Genomic DNA, 21,133 nt, shown 5'->3' with positions numbered 1-21,133 from the left:
ATCAAGCCGCCTTCTGATCGCCGCCGGGGTTCATCATTTCCTGCTCGACCGCATCGATCGAAGGACGCTCGTAACCGGAAATCGTCTTGCGGCCATATTCGAGAGCGACCTGCGGAACCGAACCGTTCATATAGGCGATCAGGGTCTGCTTCACGATGATGTAGAGCCGGTGCTGTTTGGTGCGGACGATCTTGATCTGCGACGTCAGCGGATTACAGATCGAGTAGGACAGGATAATCCCGAGCATGGTGCCGACGAGTGCGGCACCGATGAGACCGCCGAGAACCGCAGGCGATTCGTTGATCTTGCCCATGGCCTTGATAACGCCGAGAACGGCGGCCACGATACCGATGGCCGGGAAGGAATCACCCATAGCCGTGATGGCGTGGTAAGGCTTGAGCTTGTCGTTGAGGATCGTCTCGATTTCCTCGTCCATCAGCGCTTCGATTTCATGGCTGCGGGCGTTGCCGATGATGATCAGGCGAACATAATCGCAGATGAAGGAGGTCAGTTCCTTGTTTTTAAGGACCGACGGAGCCGTCTGGAAGATGGAGGATTCGTCCGGGTTGTCGATGTGAGCTTCGATCTCGTTACGCGACTTCGTGCGCAGATCACGCATCAGCGAGTAGAGAACGCCCAGCACGTCCAGATAATGGCGCTCTTTCGGCACGGCGAACTTGAACGCTTCGCCAATGGCCTTACCGGAGTCTTTCACGACCTTCATCGGGTTGGCCATGATGAAGCCACCGATACCGGCGCCGCCGATGATGACAAGCTCGAACGGCTGGAAAAGTACGTCCAGATGTCCGCCCATGGCCATGTAACCGCCGATAATACAGCCGAAAGTAATAACCAGTCCGATAATAATGTTCATCTGAAGCTCGCACCTGACGCCAATTTCACACCCCGATGGATAGGCATCATGCCTTGCGCGAGGCTGGCTTGAAGGCCGGTCCGGCTTTTTCTTTCCCTTCCTGAAGCGCGGTCAGCCCGCGTCCCTGTCAAAAGCGGCGATCAAAAGTTTCGCGCAAGCAAACCTCGCTAGGTCTCAAGCCAACATGCGGTCGTTCCGGCTGCACGTCTTTGCTCTGATGTCCGAACAGGAGAAGAACATGCAATCTGGTCTTTACGTTGGTATCTCGTCCCAGATCGCGTTGGAACGTCGTCTCACCACCATCGCCGACAACATCGCCAACATGAATACGGCTGGCTTTCGCGGTACCGAGGTCAAGTTCGATGAGGTCATGAGCCACACGAAAAACGATCTCAAGGCGAACATTGCCTTCGTGACGCAGGGTAACGACTATCTCTCCACCCGTAACGGCGAGTTGGAGCGCACCGGCAACTCCTTCGATTTCGCGATCAAGGGCGATGCCTGGTTTGCGATCAACACACCGGCGGGTCAGGTTCTGACGCGCGACGGACGTTTCTCCATGTCCACGACAGGCGAACTCATCTCCACGAAGGGCTTCCCGGTTCTCGACGCCGGTGGCGCGCCGATACAGCTAAACCTCACCGCAGGCGAGCCAACAGTTGGAACGGATGGCCGCATCATTCAGAACGGTGCGACGGTCGGGCAGATCGGTCTCTTTGAAGCAGACGCGAACAAGGGTTTCGTCCGTTATGAAAACAGCGGTGTGATCTTCTCCGAAGCGCCGCAGCCGGTGGTCGATACCGCAGGCGTCGGCGTGCTTCAGGGCTATGTCGAGCAGTCCAACGTCAATGCCATTTCGCAGATGACGCAGCTGGTTCAGGTGAACCGCGCCTTCGAAGGCATCTCTTCGCTGATGAAATCCACCGAAGACAACTTCTCTCAAGCCATCCGCACGCTTGGCGGCGGGCAGTAATAGGCGCTCAGGCAGATGGATAGCGAGACAGAGACCGACATTGCACTTCAGCCAGCCGCAGAACCGTCTGAGGCACCGGAAACGCTTGAGGTCGCGCAGGCTCAGTCGCCGATTTTTGCAAGATTGGAAATGCTTGCACACATCGCTGGGGCGCAGCTGTCATCGGGCAAGCTGTATGCCCGCGGCGGCAGGGTCAGAACCATTGCCGCCGGCCACTATACCGTCAGCGGCCTTTCCGAGCATGTTCGCCTGGGTGAATTCGTGGTGCACAAGAGCGCGAATGGCCTGCATCTGGGCGAAGTCGTTCGCGTCGAGCCAGATCTGATCTATGTTTGCCCCATCGAGCCCGGCGACCCCATCGGCGTCAACGATGTGGTGCTGCGGGAAGGCGAGTTCCGCGTTCAGCCGGACGATAGCTGGTGCGGGCGCACTATCAGTTCACTATGCAAGCCTATCGACGGAAAGGGGCCGCTCATCAAAGGTCCGCGCAGCCGCTCCGTCATGACCCTGCCTCCGCCCTCCATGACGCGCAGCCGCGTCGATACGGGCTTCCGCACGGGCGTCAAGGCAATCGACATCTTCACGCCGCTTTGCCTCGGCCAGCGTCTGGGTATCTTTGCCGGATCGGGTGTCGGTAAATCGACCCTGCTTTCCATGCTTGCGCGCGCGGACTCTTTCGACAAGGTCGTGATCGCACTCGTGGGCGAACGCGGACGCGAAGTGCGTGAATTCATCGAGGACACGCTCGTCGACAATATGAAGAAATCCATCGCTATCGTGGCAACGAGCGATGAGAGCCCGATGCTGCGCAAGATGGCGCCGCTGGTTGCTATGACGGTGGCCGAGCATTTCCGTGACAAGGGCGAGAACGTTCTGTTCATTGCCGACAGTATCACGCGCTTTGCCCAGGCCATCCGCGAAGTGGCGATTGCCGCTGGCGAGCCGCCGATTGCGCGAGGCTACCCTGCTTCCGTTTTCACCGAACTGCCAAAGCTGCTGGAGCGGGCAGGGCCGGGCGAAGAGGGCGCCGGTACGATAACGGCGATCATCTCCATTCTCGTCGATGGCGATAACCACAACGATCCGATTGCCGATTCGACGCGCGGTATTCTCGATGGGCACATCGTGCTCGACCGTTCGCTTGCAGATGAGGGGCGATATCCGCCGATCAATCCGCTCGCGTCCATCTCGCGCCTGTCCCACAAGGCGTGGACGCCGGACCAGCAGAAACTGGTCTCGCGCCTCAAATCGCTCATTCACAATTTCGAAGAAACGAAGGACCTGCGCCTGATCGGCGGCTACCGACCCGGTGTCGATGCCGAACTCGATATGGCCGTAAGGCAGGTTCCTTTTATCTACGACGTCCTCAAGCAGTCGCCGGGAGACCGAAAGGTCATCGATGCCTATGCCGAACTGGCGACCGCACTTCGAAACGCGCCGGCCAATAACCAGCCGGTGCCTGCTCAGCGGCGGGGGCCCTGATGATTAGAATCAAGAAGAAGATCAAAAATGCTGCATCAGGCGGTCAGGAAAATGCCAGGCGCAGCCGGGAACTGGACCGGTTCCTCACGGGCGGCCTGCTGTTCGTCGCAGCCGCGGCTGCCGGTTTGCCTTGGTATGTATTTCTCAATCCCGATAAATTCGGCATCAGCGGCAATGGCTGGGAAGCGCTGAAACACGTTCCGCAGCGCGGCGGCGGCGGAGTGGAGACTATCGTTCCACATTACGACGAAGGCATTGCTGGCAATGGAAAAGCCGCTGTCCCGGATGTCCAGATCGATAATGTCGTAACCGCGACCGTTCCCGCCAATGGCAAGGGCAACAACAATGCCGACGAAACATCGGTTCAGCCGTTCCCCGATGGCACGCGGTTCAAGCTTTTGCACGTCTCGAACGGTCGGGCACTGATCGAAGACAAGTCAGGCATGTTCCTCGTCCAGATCGGCTCCATCCTCCCCGACGAAAGCCGCCTTCTGTCCCTGTCGAATGTTCAGGGTAAGTGGCAGATCGTGACGTCTGCGGGAGAGGTTTACTCCGAATAGCGATCTTCACCGCAGCCGGTGTTCTCCATGAGCATACAAAAAAGGCCGCCTCTTGCGAGACGGCCTTTTTTCTTATCCGGCATTTCACCGCGTCATGAATGGCCCATCGCGTTTCGGCAGGGCGGGCACGTCGAAGTGATCCGGCTCGAGACCCTGCTTTGCCCGTTCGACCATCGTTTCGTAAGCCGATTCCAGATGACGGCAGTACCGTTCCGCGTCGAATAGCGGCGTGACGAAGCGGTTCGCATCGATGCGATCACGGATCGGCTTTAGGCTTGCCGGATCTTTCGCGTAGGCGACGGCCTGTTCGACGTAATCGCGTTCATTTTCGGTTATCAGCTCCGGTGCGCCGATGGCGTTCAGAAGGCTTTCGCTGACGCGCGAAGCAAAGTTCGTACCCTTCATGGTCAACACAGGCAGGCCTGACCAGAGCTGCTCGGAGGTGGTGGTGTGGCCGTTGACGGGGAAGGTATCGAGGCCGAGATCTGCTGCCGTAATACGGTTCAGGTGGAGTTCGAACTGCAATTTCTTCATGAAGAAGACGCGCTTGGCAGGAATGCCGCAGGCGATGAACTTTGCCAGAATATTGGTTCGGCTCGCATCGCTATTGTGCAGGATCCAGATAACGCTATTCGGCGTCTTCTTCAAAATCTCGCACCATAGCTCAACCACTTTCGGAGTGATCTTGCGGTTGGCGTTGAAGGAGGCAAAGACGAACGCGTCTTCGGGAAGCCCGACTTCCGACCTGCTGACCTTGTTTGCCAGCGGGCGGTTGGCGGGATCGTTGGGCTGATAGGTTTCCGGCAGGCGGACGAATTTTTCGTGGTAATGCGGCTTGGAGCTATCGGGCAGAACGTAATGGTCGCCGATGGTATAATCGAGATCGACATTGACCACGGAACCGGGGAAGCCGATCCAGGTGACTTGAACGGGCGCCCCGCCCATGTTGAGGATCGATGTGCGGTTACCCGCCGTATGTCCCTTCAGATCGACCAGAATGTCGATGTTGCGCGCCCTGATTTCGTCCAGTGCTTCCTGGTTCGTCATGTCACGGACGGTAACGACATCGCCCCAGAGACTGCGGTCGGCCTCGTTGCTCTCCATCGAATCCGGAGCCGAGTGGCAGAAAAGCGTGACTTCGAAACGATCACGATCATGCAGCTCGAGCACGCCGCGGATGAGCTTCATCGTCGCGTGTTTGTCGAAAAAGTCGGACGAGAGATAGCCGATGCGAATCTTCTGGCCCCACTGATGGGGAAGCGCACGGCGCTTGACGGTCATCTCCGGAGAGAAGGCTGGCGTGTTGCTTCGCGCGAGCTGGTTGATGTGCTCGTCGCCGCTCCAGTGGATGTTGAAGAACGTACCGTCGCGCGAGACGAATTCCAGATCGCCCGCGGCAACAGCTGCATCGATGATCGGCTGATGCTTCTCGATGGCGTCATATTTGCTGTGTTCACGGCTGAAGACGAGATACATCAGTCGCACGCCGTTCTGGCGGGGAATTCTGGAGAGAAGAACGCGCGCGGTCTCGATATCTCTTGGATCGAACAGATCCCAGGTCATGATAGCAATGCGCGCGCCGAGCTTCATATGCTCGATGTCGTCGCTTTTCATCAGAATGGTTTTCAGCGTGCGGGCAATCCGAAGTTCACCGCGTTCGACCAGCAATGTGCCGACGATATAGGCGATGTCCGGGTGTTTGTGGAAGCGGTGGATCAGCTTGTTGGAAAGAGCGAGCGCCTTGTCCTTTTCCCCGCAGGCAAAAAACAGTCTGATGCTTTCAACGAGATGGTCTTCAGCATCCAGTCCGCCCTGCATATAGGCCAGCTCATAGGAAGTTGCTGCCTGATCTTGCAGGCCAAGCCGGGACAGTGTCTTTGCCAGGAGGCCATAAGTCCGGGCATCGCGGTGGGTGTCGATCAACCGGTTTAACGTCACCAGTGCATCTGTATAACGCCCTGTCTTGAAGTGTTTTGAGGCGGTTGCATAGCTGACTTCGTTCAACATCGATCTCGTGTCTTCCCTTTGCTCGTCATCATCGACGCGCCAAAAAATCCGGATGCGCCATTTCTGCCGATAGAAAAATTCGACCAAGCATAAGGGCCGAAGCTTGCTCGAAACGGGTATGTTTGAGGCTACTTATTTATAACCTGCCGCATTTACCGAACATTAACCATCAAATCGATTGGGGGCGGTCTGATCCTCTAAATTAAGAACTTGGAAATGCTTCAAGCCCATTTTCATCCTCACGTGACGGGTTTGGTGTCCGACGAAAAATGGAACCGAGTGGCATGATGCCGAACCGTTTGCGCCGGTAAAAACCCGGCATGTCCCTCTCTTGTACCGCGTTAAAGGGGCAACTATGTCTAGCATTAACTTCAATTCGAGCGCTACGACCGCTCTCCAGACTCTGCGCAACGTCAACAGCAAGCTGAGCGACACGCAGAACGCCGTTTCCACAGGCCTCAAGGTCTCGTCCGCTTCCGACAACGCAGCTTACTGGTCCATTTCCACGACCATGAAGTCCGACAACAAGGCTCTGAACGCTGCGACTGATTCGCTGGGCGTTGGCGCTGCGAAAGTCGACACGGCTTACGCTGCAATGGACAGCGCGATCGAAGTCGTTAACGAAATCAAGACCAAGCTGACGACCGCAAGTGAAACGTCGGTCGACAAGGACCAGGTCCAGCTCGAAATCACCAAGCTGCAGCAGCAGCTTTCTGCTATCGGCCAGGCTGCATCCTTCAACGGCGAAAACTGGGTCGTTCAGGGCAACACTGCCTCCACGACGTCGGTTGTCGATGGCTTCATTCGTGAAAGCAACGGCGCAGTCAAGGTTACGACGGCATCCTTCGAAGCCGGCAGCTACGCAATGTTCGAATCCATCGATGATGGTGAGGGTTCCGGCGGCGTTCTCGGCAGCGTCATGGAAATCTCGCTGACCAGCTCTATGACTCAGGGCGATATCGACGACTACATGACGACTGTTGAGACGGCTCTCAACACGCTGACGAAGGGCGCAGCTGCTCTCGGCGCTCTGTCCACCCGTATCGATCTGCAGAGCGATTTCGCAAGCAAGATTTCCGATGCCATGGACGCCGGTGTCAGCAAGCTGGTCGATGCCGACATGGAAGAAGAGTCTGCCAAGCTTTCTGCTCTGCAGACGCAGCAGCAGCTGGCAGTTCAGTCCCTGTCGATTGCAAACTCCAGCTCGCAGACAATCCTGTCGCTGTTCCGCTAAGCCGGATCGAAATTCTAAAAGGCCGGGTTTTGCACCAGGCCTTTTTCTTTGTCTTAATCTTGGTTAACAAAGTATTTACTTCTTTTTTCTCAAATTAACCATATGTTCATCAATTATTTTCCAGTTGTTAACCTTAATAAGTTTAGATCAGGTCATCGAAGCGACGGCTGGGGATTGATATATATCATTCAGCAGGCATGAGGCTGATTGTCGTTTACCGGTAAAACCGGAATGTCCCTTCAATTATATTTGCCAAAGGGGCAATTAATACTATGACCAGCATTTTGACCAACACTTCTGCTATGTCTGCACTGCAGACGCTGCGCACGATCAACTCCAATCTTTCTACGACTCAGGATCGGGTTTCTTCTGGTGAGAAGGTCGGTCAGGCTTCTGACAACGTGGCCTACTGGTCGATTTCCACCACCATGAATTCCGACAAGAAGTCGCTGAACGCTGCAACGGACGCTCTGGGCGTTGGTGCTGCAAAGGTCGACACCGCTTACGCCGCCATGGACAGCGCTCTGGACGTCGTAGACGAAATCAAGGCTAAGCTGACGACTGCCAGCGAAACTTCCGTCGACAAGGATCAGGTCCAGCTCGAAATCACCAAGCTTCAGCAGCAGCTGACGGCAATCGGCCAGGCTGCATCCTTCAACGGCGAAAACTGGGTCATCCAGAGCGACTCCAGCTCTGAAACGACTGTTGTCGATGGCTTCATCCGCAATTCGGATGGCACCGTTAAGGTAACGACTGCCACGCACGAAGCTGGCACCTATGCAATGTTTGCCACGATTGACGATGGCAAGGGCAGCGGCGGCGTTCTGGGCAGCGTTATGGACATCGTTCTGGACAGCTCCGCAACGCAGGGCGACATCGACGCATTCATGACGACCGTTCAGACAGCGTTCGACAAGCTGACGATCGGTGCTGCTGCTCTTGGCGCGCTCAAGACCCGTATCGATATGCAGGACGACTTCTCCAGCAAGCTGAGCGACGCAATCGAGTCGGGCGTAAGCCGCCTGGTCGATGCCGACATGGAAGAAGAATCAGCCAAGCTTTCCGCTCTGCAGACGCAGCAGCAGCTTGCAGTTCAGTCCCTGTCGATTGCAAACTCCAGCTCGCAGAACCTGCTTACCCTCTTCAGAGGTTAATTTCAGCTTCAAGTTTAGAAAAAGCCGCGCTTCTGCGCGGCTTTTTTTTGTTTTTCTTGGGAGGATTAAAGTCATTTATTTACAAATAGTTAGCATATATTAACGCTCAGATCTGTTGTTAACTTGGCGTTCATCTAGGTAAAAAAACTCCTACGATTAAAGCTTTGTTAACCATAAGGCTGTTTTCTGTGGTCATCGAAACAGCGCACCGAACGAACAGGTCGGTAAGCATGAAGCTGCCTGTCGCGTTTCCCGGCAAGACCGGAATGTCCCTTCTTATAAAGATTGCCAAAGGGGCCAATTAGATGACCAGTATTTTGACCAACACTTCCGCGATGTCCGCCCTCCAGACGTTGCGTTCGATCAATACCGATCTCTCCGGCACGCAGGATCGCGTTTCGTCCGGTTATAAGGTCGCACAGGCCAAGGATAACGTCGCTTACTGGTCCATCTCCACGACCATGAACTCGGACAACAAGGCGCTGAACGCCGCATCCGACGCGCTTGGTGTTGGCGCTGCAAAGGTTGACACGGCTTACGCTGCGATGGAAAGCGCGATCAGCGCCGTTGACGAAATCAAGTCCAAGCTCGTGACTTCCTCCGAAGAATCCACGGACAAGGGACAGATTCAGCTCGAAATCAGCAAGCTTCAAGAGCAGCTTTCCGCAATTGCTCAGGGCGCGTCCTTCTCCGGCGAAAACTGGATGGTGACCGGCGACTCGACGCAGGCAAGCGTTGTTGACGGCTTCATTCGTCAGAATGACGGTACGGTAAAAGTTACCACCGCAACCTTCGCAATTGCATCTTACGCAATGTTCGAAACGATCTCCGATGGCGTGGGTGAGGGCGGCCTTCTGGGCGACGTCATGACCATCATGCTGACCAGCGAATCGACGCAGGAAGATATCGATGGCTTCATGACAACCGTCGAGAACGCCATGAGCTCGCTGACGGACGCTGCCGCTGCTATCGGTGCTCTTCAGACCCGCGTCGATCTGCAGGATACCTACTCCGCCAAGCTTTCCGACGCCATCGAATCGGGTGTCAGCCGCCTGATCGACGCAGACATGGAAGAGGAATCGGCCAAGCTTTCCGCGCTCCAGACGCAGCAGCAGCTGGCAATCCAGTCTCTGTCGATTGCGAACTCCAGCGCACAGAACATTCTCTCGCTCTTCCAGCAGTAAGTCTGGGCACGGGGATAACAGGATTGGCCGCGCCTCCACCGGAGCGCGGCCTTTTGTATTAAGGTCAAGGGTTTGATCTCCCGTGATTTTTTACCTGACGCAAGCTTCGCCATAGCTTCGCGTGGTAATTCACTTGCGCGGGGTTTCGCCTTTGGTTAACTCAAGGTTAACCGGTTGCGCCGGCCTGCTTCGCACCTCTTCATGATGAGAGCGTATACCGCCAGAGCATGGCATGTCCTTCTACTCGTCGCGATATTGGTGCCATGACAAAGATCATTTCCTCAAGCTACGTGCAGAGCGCTCTTCAAACGCTTCTTTTCAGCAACGATACTTTGCAAAAGACGCAGGAGAGAACGACGTCCGGCCTCAAGGTGGGTTCGGCGGCGGATAATGCTGGCTATTGGTCCGTTGCCACGAACTTGAAGTCGGAAGGAAGTGTCTTGAGCAGCGTGGGTGACGCGCTCAACCTCGGTGCCTCCAAAGCCGATACGGCCTATGAAGGCGTCAACTCCATGATCGACATCGTCGACCAGATCATGACGCAGCTGACGACCGCTTATGAATCGGGAACAGATCGGGATTCTATCAACAAATCCATAACGGCTCTAAAGAGCAACCTTGTTTCCGTCGCTCAGGCCGCAAGCTTTTCCGGCGATAACTGGTTGTATAATACCTCGGACCAACTGGCCGAAAACCGGTCCATTCCCTATTCCTACAAGAAGGGTGCAGACGGCGGTGTGACGCTTCAGTCGCTGACCGTTCCCACGGCTGAAACGACCATGGTCGATACCAGCGATGCAAGCAGAGGCCTGCTCACCAAGACGATAGATGCCAGCGCTTTGAACCCCGATGGCACGTCCACCGGTTCACGCGAGTATTATCTCGTAGACGTCGATGCCGCCTCCGGCACCACCGGGCAGGAAATTTCCATCTCCAACGATACGACCCAGGAAGAACTGGACGATATGGTTGCCGTCGTTGGCGAGATTTCCTCTCGGCTCAACCAGCTCGGCAGTTCGCTTGGCACCATGTCCAACCGAATCGATCAGCAGACGACATTCGTCGGCGCGCTGAACAAATCGCTGGATACCAGCGTAAGCCGTCTCGTTGACGCTAACATGGAAGAGGAGTCGACCAAGCTCACCGCCTATAAAACCCAGCGCGACCTGGCGGTCGAGGTGGTTTCGATGGCGAACAGCCATCGCAAGAGCCTCGCCAATCTCTTCGCTTAAGGTGGCTTCATCCTCGCACAAGTTTGGCTCTCTAGCTTGCATCCTTGAATAGCTGCCATTGTGCGGGGTGCTTTTTGAAGCAGTCCTTCTGGCAGCACCAAACGGCTTGCGGATGAACGCGGGCCCTTCTCAAGTTGAAGAAGACAACTGCCATGTCTGGTGCCGGGTGCGTCGATGAGTGAAGCGCTGACTAAATATCTCAAGGACTTCAGCCAGTTCGTTCCGGCGGAAGAGCCTGCGCCGCTCGCCATCGAGATGCCGGCCTTGTCCCTCGACGATGATTGGGCGATTGAGCCTGAGCCAGCCGTCGATATCGAAGAAGAAAAGCGAAAAGCCGCTGCGGAGGCTGAGGAAGTCACGCAGCAGAAGCTCCGTGCCGAGCATGAGGCCGAACTGGAAGCCCTGAAAGCCCAGCACCAGCAAGAGCTGGAAGCCCAGCGCGTCAGGTTCGAGGATGAGATTGCCGGGCACCTTGCGACTTCCGTCATCTCCATGAAGCAGGCAATCGCGTCGAATGTCGAAGATGCATGCTTCAAGCTTTTCGCGAATCTTATGGAGCGTGACATGGCCGAAAGGGCCGCGTCAGAGCTTTCTCAGCAGGTGCTTCGCGAGATCGAGGGCGGCTTTGCAGGCACGATCAGGATCAGCGGTCCCGACCGTCTTTTGACGAAGATGCGCGAAGACCTGCGGGATGTCGACAACCACATCGATTACGATGCTTCGGACGATATTGATATTCAAGTTCAAATGGATAGTTCGGTTTTGATGACGAGACTGGCAGAGTTTTTCCAGACCCTAAGAGGATTGTCGGATGAGTGAGAGCGAAAATCACCACCACGGCAAGAACGAAATCATCATCGTGAAACGCCACAAGGGCGGTCATGACGGTGCCCATGGTGGTGCCTGGAAAATCGCTTACGCCGATTTCATGACGGCGATGATGGCCTTCTTCCTCGTCATGTGGCTGGTCAACGCCTCCAACGAAGAGACGAAGGCCTCCGTCGCGAGCTATTTCAACCCGATCAAGTTGACGGATGAGAAGCCCGCGGAACGCGGCTTGAAGCAACCCGCCAAAACCGCCAAGGGCGAGGAAAATCAGCAGAAATCCGAAACCAAGGCTGAAAAGCCTCGGGAAGGTGACGCTGCTGCCAGCGGTCAGGATATGACCTCGTCTTCGGGCGAAAATGTCAATTACTCGGAACAGGCCCTTTTTGAAAACCCTTATGCCGTTCTTGCAGAAATTGCGCAGGAAGTTGGCCAGCAGGCAAATATCAGCGTGAAGGGCGAGGGTGGCGCAGCCGAATCCGGCCCGGCGACCGGTGCTTCTGGCGGTGAGGCATATCGCGATCCTTTCGACCCGGACTTCTGGAGCAAGCAGGTAGACGTACCAAATCAGCCGAACGCCATTTCGGTGCAGGATACGAGCCTGCCGGAGAAGGCGCCGAAGCCTCAGGATGCAAAGGCGGCAGCGCAAAAGCAGGATGTTGCAGGCATTATTGGAGACCCGAACGACTTGGGGCTCCCTCCAAACGCGAAGGCGCAAGCGACTGCGGAAGTCTCAGATGACGCGACGGATGTTCAGGATGCAAAGCCTGTAAAAGTCGCGGCAGCCACACCGCAGGCCAAGCCGGATGTCGCTCCAGCAAAGCCGGATGCTCAGCCGAAGCCGTCACAAGCTCAGGACAAGACGGCAAAAGAACTGCGCGACGAGATTTCCCAGCAGGTCGCCGGTGTTGCCGGCAAATTGGCGGAAGGCATCGTGGTGACGCCTGCCGAGGGTGGAACGCTGATTACCATTTCGGAAAAGGCAAGCAATGCGATGTTCGATGTCGGCTCTGCCGTGCCGCAGAGAAACCTTGTGCTTGCAATGGCAAAGATCGGCGAAGTGCTGAGCAAGCAGCAGGGTGCGGTGGTTATTCGCGGCCATACGGATGGTCGCGCCTATAATAGCGGTGGCAAGGACAACTGGACGCTGTCCATGGATCGCGCGCACGCAGCCTATTACATGCTGGTGCGCGGCGGGCTGGATGAAACGCGCATAAAGCAGCTGTCCGGCTTCGCCGACCGCCGCCTGCAAAGCTCTGACGATCCATTGAATGGCGCGAACCGCCGTATCGAAATTCTGCTAGAGGACGGTTGAGGCGACACAATGATGAGAGCCACTCACATTGCTGCTTTGCTGATGAGCGCTTCCGGGCTTCTGGGGGCGGGCACAAGCCATGCGCAGAGCGATCTGCCGCCATCGAAAATTCTGCGTTCCTTGCAGTTCGTGCAGGATTCGGTGGTGATGGGCGATCATGCCGCGCGCGATATGCAGAAATATCTGCTCGAAACCTTCGACACGACGCTTCGGACCTCGGATCCGTCGATCTTTTCCGATTCCAAAAACGCCGATGCGGCTTTGGCATACATCATGAGTGGCGGTAATCCCGCGACGCTGGATTATCTCGTCGCGCGTGATGTGCAGGGCTATTTCGACAGTCGCGTCATCAACGTCTTGCAGAAATATTTCACCGGTCGGGGTGGGCAGGTAGAGAAGGTCGTGGCCGATCTGATCCCTGAATATCAGAAAAACCGGCTCGGACCCTACCTGATGCTGATTGCGGGCAATATCGCAATCAACCGCGATCCGGTAGCGTCTCTCGCCTTCTTTGACGATGCAAGACTGACGGCTCCCGGAACGATTATCGAAGAGGCCGCGTTGCGCCGTTCGATTGCGGCGGCCATGCAGGCGAAGCAGCATGAAAAGGGCCTGATCTACATCCGGAAATACGCGGTGCGATTTCTGCATTCGCCATACGCATCGCAATTCGCCGATCTTTTCGTGAGCTTTACGATCGAGAACTACGGCCCGGTGACGACGCAGGATGTGGAAGAAATTGCGGAGTTGATGGATGCCGAGCGCGCGGAGGAAGTCTATCTGCGCATAGCCCGGCAGGCTTCGCTGCGAGGTCAGGTGCCACTGGCGCAGTTTGCCACGGAAAAGGCGAATGCTCTTTCCGACGAAACCGGCGACAAGACGCGCGAAGCGCTATCGAAACTCTATTCCGGCTTGGCCAATGTTTCGAGCGATGCCGTCGAGATTGCCAATGAGGCGCTGTCTAGCATTCCCGCCGACGAGTTGTCGCCGCGTGATCTGGCCCTGCGTGATGCTGCAAAAGCAATCGCCGAACAGATCGTGCGGGATCCGGCCACCTCACGCGCAGGCAATGCTGCCGAAAACCAAATGATTGCCAGCGGCGACGATCCCCGTGCGCCCGCTGCCGTAGAGCCCGTGAGCGGCTCTTCCCCGAGCACCCAGGATGCGGTGCCGCTGAAAACCTTTTTCGACAAGAACCGCGCTCGGCTGAACGAGATCGATTCCCTGTTGAAGCTGGAGGAGAGATGAAATGAACGTTGTCACCAATCTCATGCCCAACCCGTCCGATACGGCGAAGGTGAATGCCCGGCAGGATAGGAGCGGATCTTCTAACCAGGGCGGTTCCGGTTTTTCCGATACGCTCGGTTCCTTCGACAAGAAGCCGACCGCATCCCAGCCCTCCAGCAGCGGGTCGAGTTCGGCTGCATCGAACTCATCTTCCTCCAGCGCCAGCAGCACGACCAGCAGCAGCGCCAGCACGGCTTCATCGGCCTCTTCGCAGTCAACGACGGCCAATAACGGGACCGCATCGCAGACGAGTGGAAGTGCGACGCCAGCCAACGCGGCGGCTGCGAAACCTGCGACGACACTTCCAGCTGTGAAGGGCCTCCCAGACACGACTTCATTGGGAGGCGCTCTGACGGCGGCCACCGGCGAAGTTCCTGCCGCTACCGCCCTGCCACAGACGGGTGTCGCGATGCCGACGGAGCCGCTGGACCAGAGCGAAATCGCGGGCATCACGGATGCGCTCAGCGATCTGGCGAAGCTTGTCAACGCTTTGGCAAATGGCAAGCCTCTTGAGGCGACCGCCGAGGGAGAAGATGCCGAGGGCGTAGTCGAAGACACGACGGATGAAGAGGGTGACGCGGCGGATACACCCATAGCCGACGATAACCTTCTATCGCTTCTAGCGGCAAGCACGATGCCGAAAGAGCAAGCCGCGACAGCTGTTGGCGGCTCCGATGATAAGCAACCGGCAAAGGGCGCGTTGACCGGCCTGGCGGGTCTTGCCGATGGCACTACTGCGGTGGACGGTGACGCGACTGCCTCCACGACCGTCGTAAAGCTGACGAAGGAAAATGCACCTTCTATCGATATGCATATCGCCGCTGCCGAAGATGGTAAGGTGAAGGTGGATGTTTCCATGGCATCGGGCGCACATACGGACGTCGTCCAGGTGGTCGATAGTCGCCGATATCTTGCGCTGGCACCGACAGCCAACGCGGCTGCCATCACATCGGCAGTCACTTCCGATCCGGATTGGGCGACTGCCATGAGCGGCCAGACCAGTTCGACGCCGTTGGTAACCAGCACTGGCCAAGTGGTCCACACGCTGAAAATCCAGATGAACCCGGTCGAGCTTGGCCACGTAACCGCGGCGCTGAAACTGGTCGGCGATGAGCTGAGCGTTCATCTCACGGCCCACACGCTGAAGGGTTATGCGGAACTGCAGAAGGATGGCTCCAGCATCATGGACGCTCTCAAGGCTCAAGGCTTCAGCGTGGATCAGGTAACTGTTTCGGTCGCCACCGGTGCCGATCGTCAGGATAGCGCCACTGCCAACAGGCAGCAGGGCGATATGAACCAGCAGAGCGCCCAGCAGGGCAGCCAGCGCGGCAACGAAGAGCGGTCGCAGGAACAGTTCTATCGGCAATCACGCACCAGCGTCTCCGAGGAAATAAGCAGCAATGATATTTCGGTTCAGCCTGAAGCACTTGATCGCGTTACCAGCGCTCGTCCTGACCACGTTTACCTGTGAGGCTTCCCAACCGGTCGCCACTGTGGAATGCGAACGGCAGATCCACAGTGCGGCGGGCAGCTACGACATTCCTGAGGGTATTCTCTATTCCGTGGGATTGACGGAGACGGGCCGCAAGGGCTCGCTGAGCCCCTATGCGATCAACATCGAGGGCAAGGCTTACTTCCCGGCAAGTCTGAACGAGGCCTATCAGCTGGTACAGGATGCGCAGCGACGCGGTGCCAAGCTGATCGATATTGGCTGCATGCAGATCAATGTCTATTTTCATGGCACCGAATTCAACTCCATCGGCGAGATGTTCGACCCGGCGAAGAACGTTGCCTATGCCGCAAAGTTTCTAAGGCGGCTCCACGACAGGCATGAGACCTGGACGATGGCGGTAGCAAGATACCACGCAGGTCCAAACAACGACCCCGCCCAGCAGCGCTATGTCTGCCGTGTGATCAGCAATCTGGTTGCCACCGGCTACGGTCAATGGACCGCCAACGCCCGAAATTTTTGCCAGAGCTAACCAACTTTAAGTTGTTGTTAACCTCTTTGGATTAGCCCTTCCGGGAAATGAGGCAGGATTCCGTCAAATGTGACGAGTCAATCCCCAAGATATTTTCCACAGCCTTATCCCACAAAAAAATATCCTAATTTGAGCGAAGGCATACTATATATAGTTCAAATCAGCACAATATGGTTAATCAACTATTAATTTGTACCTGTGTTTTCCCATAATTGTGGGAGATTCGCCCGATTCGTACACCCTAGGACGTAGGTGAGCTACACTGATTCGGAGGCGGACGAATGATCGTGGTAGTTGATGAGCGAAAGCTCGTTAAGGACGGGTACACAGCCCTTTTCGGGCGAGAGGGAATTCCCTCGACTGGATTTGATCCAGCAGAATTTGGAGAGTGGGTTAACACCGCAGCGGACTCGGACATCGCTGCGATTGAAGCGTTTCTGATCGGCCAGGCAGAGACAACGCATGAACTCCCAAGAACGATCCGTGATCGTTCGCAGGCACCGGTTATTGCAGTCAGCGATCAGCACTCGCTCGACGCAACACTGGCCCTGTTCGATTGCGGTGTGGATGATGTCGTGCGCAAGCCGGTTCATCCGCGTGAAATCCTTGCACGGGCAGCGGCCATTCGCCGCCGCCTTCAGGCGATTACGCAGTTTACGGATATCGGCCCGATCCGCGTTTTTTCGGACGGTCGCGACCCGGAGGTCAACGGCGAAGTATTTGCACTTCCCCGCCGTGAGCGCCGTATCCTTGAATACTTAATCGCCAATCGCGGACGTCGCGTTTCCAAGTCGCAAATCTTCAACGCGATCTACGGCATTTTCGACGAGGAAGTCGAAGAAAACGTGGTTGAAAGCCACATCAGCAAGCTGCGCAAGAAACTGCGCAAGAAGCTGGGCTTCGACCCAATCGACTCGAAGCGGTTCCTCGGATACTGCATCGACTGGTCCTGATAGACATCGCGGGTTTCAACGGAACCCGCGATTTTTGTTTAGAGCATTTTCGCCTTTCTCAAAAACGCTTCAATGCTCTAAGTCTTTGTTTTTACGAATTGTCCAGACGCAAAACCGCTTCGCACTTTTGCTGGAAATGCTCTCGTCAATTCAATTGCGTATTTCAGTTTCGACCGGCTTCTGCCGGTCTTTCTTTCTGGGCCAAGCCTGCCTGCCGCCAACCTCGCAACCGATGAAATTTTCGATCAGCGACGAAAGCAGACAGCCTCACGCAAGGCCCGCATCTTAACTTCATTACCAACAGGATTAGAGGATTCGACATGAGCCTTTTTGGAACGATGAAAACCGCCGTATCCGGCATGGGCGCGCAGGCCAACAAGCTCGGCACGGTTGGTGACAATATCGCCAATGCCAGCACCACCGGCTACAAAGGAGCATCAACTGCTTTTTCCACGTTGGTCCTCTCTTCCAGTGGCGGCAACTACAACTCCGGTGGCGTGTCTACGAGCGTCAACTATTCTATCTCGCAGCAGGGCGCGCTTCAGGCAACGCAGTCTTCGACAGACCTTGCCATTTCGGGCGATGGTTTCTTCGTCGTACAGGATACCGCAGGCAACGTTTTTCTGACGCGCGCAGGATCGTTCACAGCAGACTCTGACGGCAATCTGGTCAATGACTCTGGCTTTACGTTGCTGGGCTATGAATACACCGGAACAACGCCGACCACCGTTATCAATAGTTACGACGGCCTTGTGCCGGTTAACGTCAAGGCCAATGGCATGACGGCAACGCCCTCCACCACCGGTTCGTTGACTGGTAACCTCAGCGACTCAGCGCCTATTCTGGATCCCACGGTAGATTTGAACGACAATACGTCCACAGTCACCGTGGACCAAATCAGCGTCGTGAAGACCTCAGCCACTGGCTATGATTCCTTAGGCAATACTATCAAGTATGACTTCTACTTCGCAAAGAATGGCGACGGCACATGGGACGTCGCGGTCTACGACTCGTCGAAGGGGTCCTCTACTGGTTTCCCGTATTCCGAGGGGCCTGTTGCAACCGACACAATGGTCTTCGATTCAGATACAAAGACATTTGATGTCACGGAACTTACGATCGATGATACCGAAAATGATGTCAGCATCACGATGGATCTGTCCGGCATGACGCAATTTGCCGCATCTACATCGGTAATCGAAGAAGGCGCAATCAACGGCAATCCAGCTGAACAGGTGCAGTCCATCTCCATCTCTGCCGACGGAACTGTCTCTGCAACTTATGCAAAGTCGCAGCCAAGGCCGCTCTTTCAGATACCTCTTGCTGATGTTGCAAGCCCGGATAAGCTTAGCGTTCTCTCTGGCAACGTATTCCAGACCAGCGCCGAGTCCGGTGTCGTAACACTCGGATTTGCCGGTCAGACAGGCTTCGGCACGATCAATCAGAAGCAGCTTGAATCGTCCAACGTCGATATCGCTACCGAACTGACGGAGATGATCCAGGCTCAGCGCAGCTACACGGCAAATTCCAAGGTCTTCCAGACGGGTTCCGATCTGATGGAAACTCTCATCAATCTGGTACGATAAGTCTTAGGGGACGAGTGGATGTCGCTTAACACGGCGCTTAATACAGCAAAGGCAACTCTGAGCAATACTGCGCTCCAGAGCGCTGTCGTCTCGAACAATATTTCGAGCGCCAGTTCTACAGATTATAATCGCCGGGCAGCGATAACCACTACCAATGCGTCCACGGGTGCAATTACCGTAAAGGTAGAACGTGCAGAAGATTCAGCGCTTCTAAAGCAGACGCTCGCTGCAAGTTCTGACGATGCTGGCAAGCAGAAGTTCCTCGACGGCATGAACTCGTTGAGCGTCGTTCTCGGCGGCGAGGAATACTCTGCAGCTCCATCCACATATCTGGCAACGCTGCAGAACTCTTTGCAGAACTACGCGGCTTCGCCAAGCGATGTGACCCTTGCTTCTGCCGTTATCAGCGCATCGACAGACGTCGCCAATGCCCTGAACACTTCCACTCAGTCGGTCCAAAATCTGAGAGCGGATGCTGACACGGAAATTGCCACGACGGTAAAGACGCTTAATCAGCTTCTGTCTGACTTCGAACAGGCCAACAACGCTGTTAGGTCGGCTACTGCATCTGGCGCGGATCCTAATAACGCACTCGACCAGCGAGAGGGATTGCTCAAGCAAATCTCCCAGATCGTCGGTATTTCTACCACGGTTCGCTCGAACAACGATGTCGTCATCTACACAACTGATGGCACGACGCTTTTCGAAACCACGGCTAGAAACGTATCCTTCGAACCTCAGGCCGCTTACGACGCGGATTCCGTTGGCAACAGTCTCTACATCGATGGCGTCGCCGTAAAGACTGGTTCCGGCAGCAACACGAATGCCAAGGGTAGCCTGCCTGCGCTGCTTCAGCTGCGTGACGAAGTTTACCCAAGCTACCAGTCCCAACTGGATGAAATCGCGCGCGGTCTGATCAGCACCTTTTCGGAAAAGGACGGTTCCGACAATCCTATTGCCGGACTTTTCACGACCAGTGATGGCTCCGATGTCGATTTTGAGACCGCTGAAATCATTCCTGGGCTGGCCGGTCTGCTGACGGTTTCGCCAGATGCAATATCTGACACAACCAAGCTGCGCGACGGCAGCATTGCGGGCGACAGTCCAAACACGGATGGATCGAGTGGTTATTCGGACGTACTCTACAAGTATATCGCAGGCATGAGCACTCAGGTCGAGTTCGATCCCAAGGCTGGAATTTCTACCAATGCCAGCTTGCTGAGCTTTGCGACGGACTCGGTCGGTTGGGTTGAGGAATACCGTAGCAACGCTACATCGGCTGCTGAAAACACGTCCGCCATGCTGACGAAGTCCAAGGAAGCCTATTCCAACGCGACAGGCGTCAATCTGGACGAGGAACTGATCCAGCTTCTGGATATCGAGCAATCCTACAAGGCGGCGGCGAAACTCATGTCCACCGTTGACGACCTGCTGAAAACATTGATGGAGGCAGCGAACTGATATGAAAACATCTTCCATCTCCTCTCAAACCATTAGCAACGCCATGCAGCTGACCGTCTCCAATGCCCAAACGGAAATTGCCAAGCTTCAGAAAGAAGCCGTGACCGGCACCTATGCCGATACCGGACTGGAGCTCGGGACAAGAACGTCCACAAGTCTCGATTACACGCGCGAGAGCAGCCGGCTTCAGTCCATCATCGACTCCAACTCGGTTGCCGAGCAGCGTATGGATGCTTCCCAGCTGGCAATGGAGAACATGTCTTCATCTGCGCAGACGCTTCTCAATTCGGTCATCGCGCTCAGCGGCAACACGGATGGTAGCAGCCTTGCAGTTGCGGCAAACACCGCGACCTCGGTTCTTGAGAACTTCACCAGCTACGGCAATACGGCTGTGAACGGTGAGTATCTGTTCTCGGGCATCAATACGGATGCGCAGACGTTGGGTGATAGCTTCATCAGCGACATCACGACGGATTTCAACGACGCATTCAACACAGCCTTTCCGGATCCATCATCTGCGACTGCAGACGATATGAAGACGTTCCTTGAGGACTATCAGAGCGGCTTCGACTGGTCTTCCTGGACCAGCGCGTCGGAAACGACGATGAGCAGCCGCATTAGCACTTCGGAAACCGTATCTACATCCACGACCGCCAACTCGGATGGTTTCAAAAGCCTGGTACTGGCGAGTGTGATATCGTCCCAGCTGGTAAACTCTGGATTGAGCACCGGTGCCCTGGCGGTGGTGAACGATACGACGACCAAACTTGCTGGATCTGCCATTTCGGGCATCGACACTCAGCGCGCACAGATAGGCTTGTCCCAAGAGCGCGTCGAAAAGGCGAATACCTATATGAGCGCGCAGAAGACCATTATCGATACGCAGCTGAACGACCTCGTCGGCGTGGATACCTATGAGGCGTCGACGCGCCTGACCACGCTGCTGAACCAGGTCGAGACTTCCTACACGATTACTTCGAAGATTCAGGGGCTTAGCCTCGTGAACTTCCTCTAGCAGGAACTA

At 55.8% G+C, this 21,133-nt stretch carries 18 protein-coding genes; 16 read left to right on the top strand and 2 right to left on the bottom strand.

Translation table 11 applies throughout. The annotated features are described in order from the left end of the window. Window position 1: 1 nt before the first annotated feature. Window positions 2-874 carry a flagellar motor stator protein MotA gene (gene motA / locus CFBP5473_RS13110; RefSeq protein WP_027673756.1) on the bottom strand — a complete coding sequence of 291 codons (873 nt, stop codon included), beginning with the start codon at window positions 872-874 and terminating at the stop codon, window positions 2-4. A 238-nt stretch (window positions 875-1,112) separates the two neighbouring features. Between motA and flgF the strand changes: the two genes are divergently transcribed. From flgF to CFBP5473_RS13095, 3 genes are all read left to right on the top strand, one after another. Next, complete coding sequence (flgF, locus tag CFBP5473_RS13105) at window positions 1,113-1,847, top strand: flagellar basal-body rod protein FlgF (RefSeq protein ID WP_027673757.1); 735 nt, start codon at window positions 1,113-1,115, stop codon at window positions 1,845-1,847. Window positions 1,848-1,976: 129 nt separating this feature from the next. Beyond that, window positions 1,977-3,329, top strand: a complete 1,353-nt coding sequence (fliI, locus tag CFBP5473_RS13100) for a flagellar protein export ATPase FliI (protein WP_051441154.1) — start codon at window positions 1,977-1,979, stop codon at window positions 3,327-3,329. Beyond that, entirely contained in the window at window positions 3,329-3,889 is a 561-nt protein-coding gene (locus CFBP5473_RS13095; protein ID WP_234881760.1) for a flagellar protein, read from the top strand. Before fliI ends, CFBP5473_RS13095 begins: the two co-directional genes overlap by 1 nt. A gap of 84 nt (window positions 3,890-3,973) precedes the next feature. Here CFBP5473_RS13095 and CFBP5473_RS13090 read toward each other — a convergent pair whose 3' ends face one another. Continuing rightward, window positions 3,974-5,896, bottom strand: a complete 1,923-nt coding sequence (locus tag CFBP5473_RS13090) for an O-linked N-acetylglucosamine transferase, SPINDLY family protein (RefSeq protein WP_027673760.1) — start codon at window positions 5,894-5,896, stop codon at window positions 3,974-3,976. 355 nt (window positions 5,897-6,251) lie between these two features. Between CFBP5473_RS13090 and CFBP5473_RS13085 the strand changes: the two genes are divergently transcribed. From CFBP5473_RS13085 to CFBP5473_RS13025, 13 genes are all read left to right on the top strand, one after another. Continuing rightward, complete coding sequence (locus CFBP5473_RS13085; protein ID WP_027673761.1) at window positions 6,252-7,130, top strand: flagellin N-terminal helical domain-containing protein; 879 nt, start codon at window positions 6,252-6,254, stop codon at window positions 7,128-7,130. Window positions 7,131-7,402: 272 nt separating this feature from the next. After that, the gene (locus CFBP5473_RS13080) at window positions 7,403-8,284 is read left to right on the top strand and encodes a flagellin N-terminal helical domain-containing protein (protein ID WP_027673762.1); all 882 of its coding nucleotides are present in this window, start codon (window positions 7,403-7,405) and stop codon (window positions 8,282-8,284) included. A gap of 305 nt (window positions 8,285-8,589) precedes the next feature. Beyond that, window positions 8,590-9,468 carry a flagellin N-terminal helical domain-containing protein gene (locus CFBP5473_RS13075; protein WP_027673763.1) on the top strand — a complete coding sequence of 293 codons (879 nt, stop codon included), beginning with the start codon at window positions 8,590-8,592 and terminating at the stop codon, window positions 9,466-9,468. A 263-nt stretch (window positions 9,469-9,731) separates the two neighbouring features. Further along, entirely contained in the window at window positions 9,732-10,700 is a 969-nt protein-coding gene (locus CFBP5473_RS13070; RefSeq protein WP_027673764.1) for a flagellin N-terminal helical domain-containing protein, read from the top strand. 174 nt (window positions 10,701-10,874) lie between these two features. Continuing rightward, a complete protein-coding gene (locus CFBP5473_RS13065) occupies window positions 10,875-11,519 on the top strand; it encodes a hypothetical protein (RefSeq protein WP_051441143.1) in 645 nt (214 codons plus the stop codon). Then, entirely contained in the window at window positions 11,512-12,840 is a 1,329-nt protein-coding gene (locus tag CFBP5473_RS13060; protein WP_027673765.1) for a MotB family protein, read from the top strand. Before CFBP5473_RS13065 ends, CFBP5473_RS13060 begins: the two co-directional genes overlap by 8 nt. Before the next feature lie 9 nt (window positions 12,841-12,849). Next, window positions 12,850-14,088: a chemotaxis protein gene (locus CFBP5473_RS13055; protein WP_027673766.1), complete on the top strand. Its 1,239-nt coding sequence runs from the start codon at window positions 12,850-12,852 to the stop codon at window positions 14,086-14,088. Window position 14,089: 1 nt separating this feature from the next. Further along, entirely contained in the window at window positions 14,090-15,598 is a 1,509-nt protein-coding gene (gene fliK / locus CFBP5473_RS13050; RefSeq protein WP_027673767.1) for a flagellar hook-length control protein FliK, read from the top strand. Beyond that, window positions 15,528-16,109 (top strand): transglycosylase SLT domain-containing protein, encoded by a 582-nt coding sequence (locus CFBP5473_RS13045; protein ID WP_106389323.1) that lies wholly within the window; start codon window positions 15,528-15,530, stop codon window positions 16,107-16,109. Before fliK ends, CFBP5473_RS13045 begins: the two co-directional genes overlap by 71 nt. 281 nt (window positions 16,110-16,390) lie before the next feature. Further along, window positions 16,391-17,062: a transcriptional activator Rem gene (gene rem / locus CFBP5473_RS13040; protein WP_027673769.1), complete on the top strand. Its 672-nt coding sequence runs from the start codon at window positions 16,391-16,393 to the stop codon at window positions 17,060-17,062. A 320-nt stretch (window positions 17,063-17,382) separates the two neighbouring features. Continuing rightward, window positions 17,383-18,648: a flagellar hook protein FlgE gene (locus CFBP5473_RS13035; protein ID WP_027673770.1), complete on the top strand. Its 1,266-nt coding sequence runs from the start codon at window positions 17,383-17,385 to the stop codon at window positions 18,646-18,648. Window positions 18,649-18,666: 18 nt separating this feature from the next. After that, entirely contained in the window at window positions 18,667-20,109 is a 1,443-nt protein-coding gene (gene flgK / locus CFBP5473_RS13030; RefSeq protein ID WP_027673771.1) for a flagellar hook-associated protein FlgK, read from the top strand. 1 nt (window position 20,110) lies between these two features. Continuing rightward, window positions 20,111-21,124: a flagellar hook-associated family protein gene (locus CFBP5473_RS13025; protein ID WP_027673772.1), complete on the top strand. Its 1,014-nt coding sequence runs from the start codon at window positions 20,111-20,113 to the stop codon at window positions 21,122-21,124. The last annotated feature ends 9 nt before the right edge of the window (window positions 21,125-21,133 follow it).

Origin of the sequence: Agrobacterium larrymoorei (assembly GCF_005145045.1) — a bacterium.
In the GTDB taxonomy this organism is placed as follows: domain Bacteria; phylum Pseudomonadota; class Alphaproteobacteria; order Rhizobiales; family Rhizobiaceae; genus Agrobacterium; species Agrobacterium larrymoorei.
The sequence above is the reverse complement of the archived record's forward strand: the minus strand, read 5'-3'. Positions and strand labels throughout refer to the sequence as shown.